General features: G+C 48.6%; 3 protein-coding genes. 2 read left to right on the top strand and 1 reads right to left on the bottom strand.

Annotated elements, in window-relative coordinates:
- Nucleotides 1-217 precede the first annotated feature (217 nt).
- Nucleotides 218-1,303, bottom strand: coding sequence for a 3-isopropylmalate dehydrogenase (gene leuB, locus QT984_RS03880; RefSeq protein WP_333338457.1), 1,086 nt, complete (start codon nucleotides 1,301-1,303; stop codon nucleotides 218-220).
- A 119-nt stretch (nucleotides 1,304-1,422) separates the two neighbouring features.
- On the opposite strand from leuB, the gene QT984_RS03875 reads away from it, so the two are divergent.
- Together QT984_RS03875 and QT984_RS03870 are read left to right on the top strand one after the other, a co-directional pair.
- Nucleotides 1,423-2,265, top strand: coding sequence for a Uma2 family endonuclease (locus QT984_RS03875; RefSeq protein ID WP_333373240.1), 843 nt, complete (start codon nucleotides 1,423-1,425; stop codon nucleotides 2,263-2,265).
- Between the two features lie 126 nt (nucleotides 2,266-2,391).
- Nucleotides 2,392-3,597 carry a DUF4336 domain-containing protein gene (locus QT984_RS03870; protein ID WP_333373237.1) on the top strand — a complete coding sequence of 402 codons (1,206 nt, stop codon included), beginning with the start codon at nucleotides 2,392-2,394 and terminating at the stop codon, nucleotides 3,595-3,597.
- Nucleotides 3,598-3,875 lie beyond the last annotated feature (278 nt).

The following is a 3,875-nucleotide window of genomic DNA, read 5'->3' as shown; positions in this document are numbered from 1 at the left end:
ATCAATTCCAGTAGGGGCGGGTTTTACCAACCATAATCGCCAAAAATTAATAATCTTATAAACCCGCCCCCACCCAACGGTAAGCCTCAATGTACATTTTTTACCTGCGATTAAAGTCAAGGTTGATATAGGTTATTAGTTGTGTGGGGGCGGGTTTATGAGGTTGTATGCGTGCGTCGAATATTATTCGTAAAACCCGCCCCTACCAGACCATCGATCAACCTTGCAAAACTTCAATTAAAGCATCGCCCATTGCCCGACAGCCGACGAGTTTCATGCCTTCGGACATGATATCGCCAGTGCGATAACCTCGATCCAAAACTTCGACAACTGCTTGCTCAATTTTATTAGCAGCTTCCGGTTGATTTAAGGCGTAACGTAGCATCATTGCCGCACTCAAAACTTGGGCAATGGGATTGGCTTTATCTTGTCCCGCGATGTCCGGTGCGGAACCGTGCACAGGTTCAAAAACTCCCGGCCCGGTTGCTCCCAAACTAGCAGAAGGCAGCATCCCAATACTACCAGTTAACATCGCCGCCGCATCGGAAAGAATGTCGCCGAATAAATTGCCGGTGACAATTGTATCGAACTGTTTCGGCCAGCGAATTAATTGCATGGCTGCGTTGTCAACGTAGAGGTGAGAAAGTTCGACATCAGGGTATTCTGAAGAAAGGGCAATAATACGATCGCGCCACAGTTGCGAAACATCCAAAACATTCGCTTTATCAACGGAACACAGCCTTTTGCCCCGCTTCCTGGCCGTCTCAAAAGCGACTCGCCCGATTCTATCAATTTCCGACTCGGTGTAAGCCATCGTATTAACACCGCGTTTTTCGCCTGTTTCCGTCTCAAAAATACCTTTCGGTTTGCCGAAATAAATGCCGCCTGTGAGTTCGCGGATGACCATAATATCCACGCCTTCGACAACTTCCCGTTTCAAACTAGAAGCATCAACCAATTGCGGTAAAATAGTCGCCGGACGCAAATTTGCAAACAATCCCAATCCGGCGCGCAGTCCTAATAATCCAGTTTCCGGGCGCTGTTCGCGGGGCAAATTATCCCACTTGTAACCGCCAATTGCTGCTAACAATACTGCATCGCAGTTGCGGCATTTTTCCAGTGTTTCTTCGGGTAGCGGATTGCCTGTTGCATCAATAGCAGCGCCGCCCATTAAAGCTTCTTGAAATTCAAAGCCGATGTCCAATTGTTTGCCGACAAGTTTCAGGACATCTACCGCCACAGCGATAATTTCAGGGCCGATGCCGTCTCCTGGTAAAAGAGTGATGCGGTAGTTTTGAGTCATATCGATTTTGGAGTTTTGATTTGAGATTTGAGATTGAGAGTTAATGGGAATTCTTTGGAAATGCAAGACATTCTCACAAGGTTATAATCATATCAGGATAAGCAACCTCAGAATTGATTATGACATTCCCGACTTACCCGCCTGCTCAAGCTGAACCGCCTTTAGACCCCCGGCAGAGTTTGCCAACAATGTATGATTTACCCAGCGAAGACCCAAAGGAGCCCGGTTTGCCAGATACATTTCATTTAGATCAGCCGCAACTCTTGGAATTCACCTTTTTGCCGCCGGGATGGGATGCGGAACAAGTCTTTACAGCCAGCGACCTAAATTTGTATTACGATGCAACACAACCGCGCTGGCATAAACGCCCGGATTGGTTTGCTGCGGTGGGTGTGCCAAGGCTTTATCAAGGGCGCGATATGCGTTTGAGTTATGTAGTTTGGCAAGAACGGGTAAATCCGTTTGTGGTGGTGGAATTGCTATCGCCGGGTACTGAAGATGAAGATTTAGGGCGGACTGTTCAGCAAGCTGGGGAACCGCCGACTAAGTGGCAAGTTTATGAACAAATTTTGCGGATTCCTTACTATTTTGTGTTCAGTCGCTACACGGATGAATTGCGAGCTTTTCATCTTGTAGGAGGCCACTATGAACCTGCAGAATTAATTGATGGGCGGTTATTTATTCCTGAGTTGCAGTTGAGTTTAGGTTGGTGGCAAGGGACTTATAAGAGTATGAATCGGTTGTGGTTGCGGTGGTTTACGGCCCAAGGAGGGTTGATTTTGAGTCCGGGTGAAAGAGCAACGGCGGCGGAACGGCAACTGATAGAATCTCAACAGCAACTGACAGAATCTCAACAGCAACTGACAGAATCTCAACAGCAACTGACAGAATCTCAACAGCGAGAGGAAAGACTAGCGGCGCGGTTGCGGGAGTTAGGCATTGATCCTGAACAGTTGGTTTAATAGTTCTCGCACCCAGGCCTGGTGAAACCCGGTTTCAACTCCTCGAATCCGCGCAACAGGAGTGAAATAAGATAAAAATAGTTCGATCGCACGCACGTACAAAAAAATCGGCAAGGAGTCGCACCAGTGGCAGAGGGCGAAGGCATACCAACATCAGCACAGATTGATTCTAGGGACTATTCTTGGGCATTTTGGCCAGTCGTCCCCCTCTATCCCTACAGCAAGCGGCGCACTATCCGCAAGGAAATAGTCAAGGACACAATCTGGACTTTTGACCAACTACAAGGCATTTTTTACGTTGTCGTCCCGATTCGGATGACAGTAATTAAACTAGAACCCGAAGGCCTTCTCGTCTACGCCCCCGTTGCACCGACTCCTGAGTGCATCCGCTTGGTAAAAGAGTTAGTAGCAGAGCACGGCGAGGTGAAGTACATCCTGCTGACAACGGTTTCCGGCATCGAGCACAAAGTTTTTGTCGGCCCCTTTGCGAGGTGTTTTCCCGAAGCGCAGGTGTTTGTCGCCCCGCAGCAGTGGAGTTTCCCGGTGAATTTGCCGCTGAGTTGGCTGGGTTTGCCCGCGAAACGCACGTCTGTACTGCCCTTTGACAGCAGCAACACGCCCTTAGCCGATCAATTTGACTGGGCAATTCTCGGCCCCCTCGACCTTGGTTTGGGCAGATTTGCTGAAGTTGCCTTATTTCACAGACGATCGCACACGCTGATGTTAACAGATTCCATAGTTTCGATTCCCGAAAATCCGCCGGCGATCGTCCAACTCGACTCGTACCCGCTGCTGTTTCACGCCAAAGACAGCGCCTCGGACATTGTGGCAGACACCCACGAAAATCGGCGCAAAGGGTGGCAGAGAATCGCCTTATTTGCCATGTATTTTAGCCCCAGCGTGCTGGAAGTGCCGCCGTGGTCGGAGGTATTTGCCAATGCAGGCAAAGCGCCAGAACGCTCTAGGAAAGCTTATTTCGGGTTATATCCGTTCAAGTGGAAAAAACATTGGGAGCGATCTTTTGAGGCTTTGCGGGGAGGAGGGCGGTTGTTTGTCGCGCCGATTCTGCAGACTTTGATTCTCAACCGCGCGCCGAGGGAAACTCTCGATTGGGTGGATAAAGTGGCGAGTTGGGAGTTTCAAAGAATTGTACCTTGTCACTTCGATAGTGCGATCGACTCCCGGCCGCGTGAATTTCGGCAAGCATTCTCGTTTCTGGAAAAACACTCGCCTGTTAATTCCTTACCCGAAGATGATTTTAAATTGCTCAGGCAGATTGATGCGGGTTTGAATAAAACAGGTTTGGTTCCCCCTGCGAAAGAAAAGATTTAATCATTTGAGTTCACAATTTTTTCAATTTCGACTAACCCCCAGATCCCCCCTAACCCCCCTTAACAAGCAGGGTGGATTAATTGTCCCCAAGTAAATTATAATAGTCGAGCGCGATCGGATGATCGTCCGCTCGCGCTCGACTATCCTAAGCCGTGCATCAACAATGAATTTAATTGAAGCAATTAAATCAGTACCTGACCACCGACATCCGAGGGGGATTAGGCATCCCTTATGGCTGATACTCATGATAATTTTATTGGGCAGTTGTACGGGATATT

The organism is Microcoleus sp. Z1_B2, assembly GCF_036700325.1.
Taxonomy (GTDB): Bacteria; Cyanobacteriota; Cyanobacteriia; order Cyanobacteriales; family Microcoleaceae; genus Microcoleus.
The sequence above is the reverse complement of the archived record's forward strand: the minus strand, read 5'-3'. Positions and strand labels throughout refer to the sequence as shown.

Excerpts from the sequence above, each read along its gene's own strand:
- leuB (WP_333338457.1), bottom strand. The coding sequence starts at position 1,303 with ATGACTCAAAACTACCGCATCACTCTTTTACCAGGAGACGGCATCGGC.
- QT984_RS03875 (WP_333373240.1), top strand. The coding sequence starts at position 1,423 with ATGACATTCCCGACTTACCCGCCTGCTCAAGCTGAACCGCCTTTAGAC.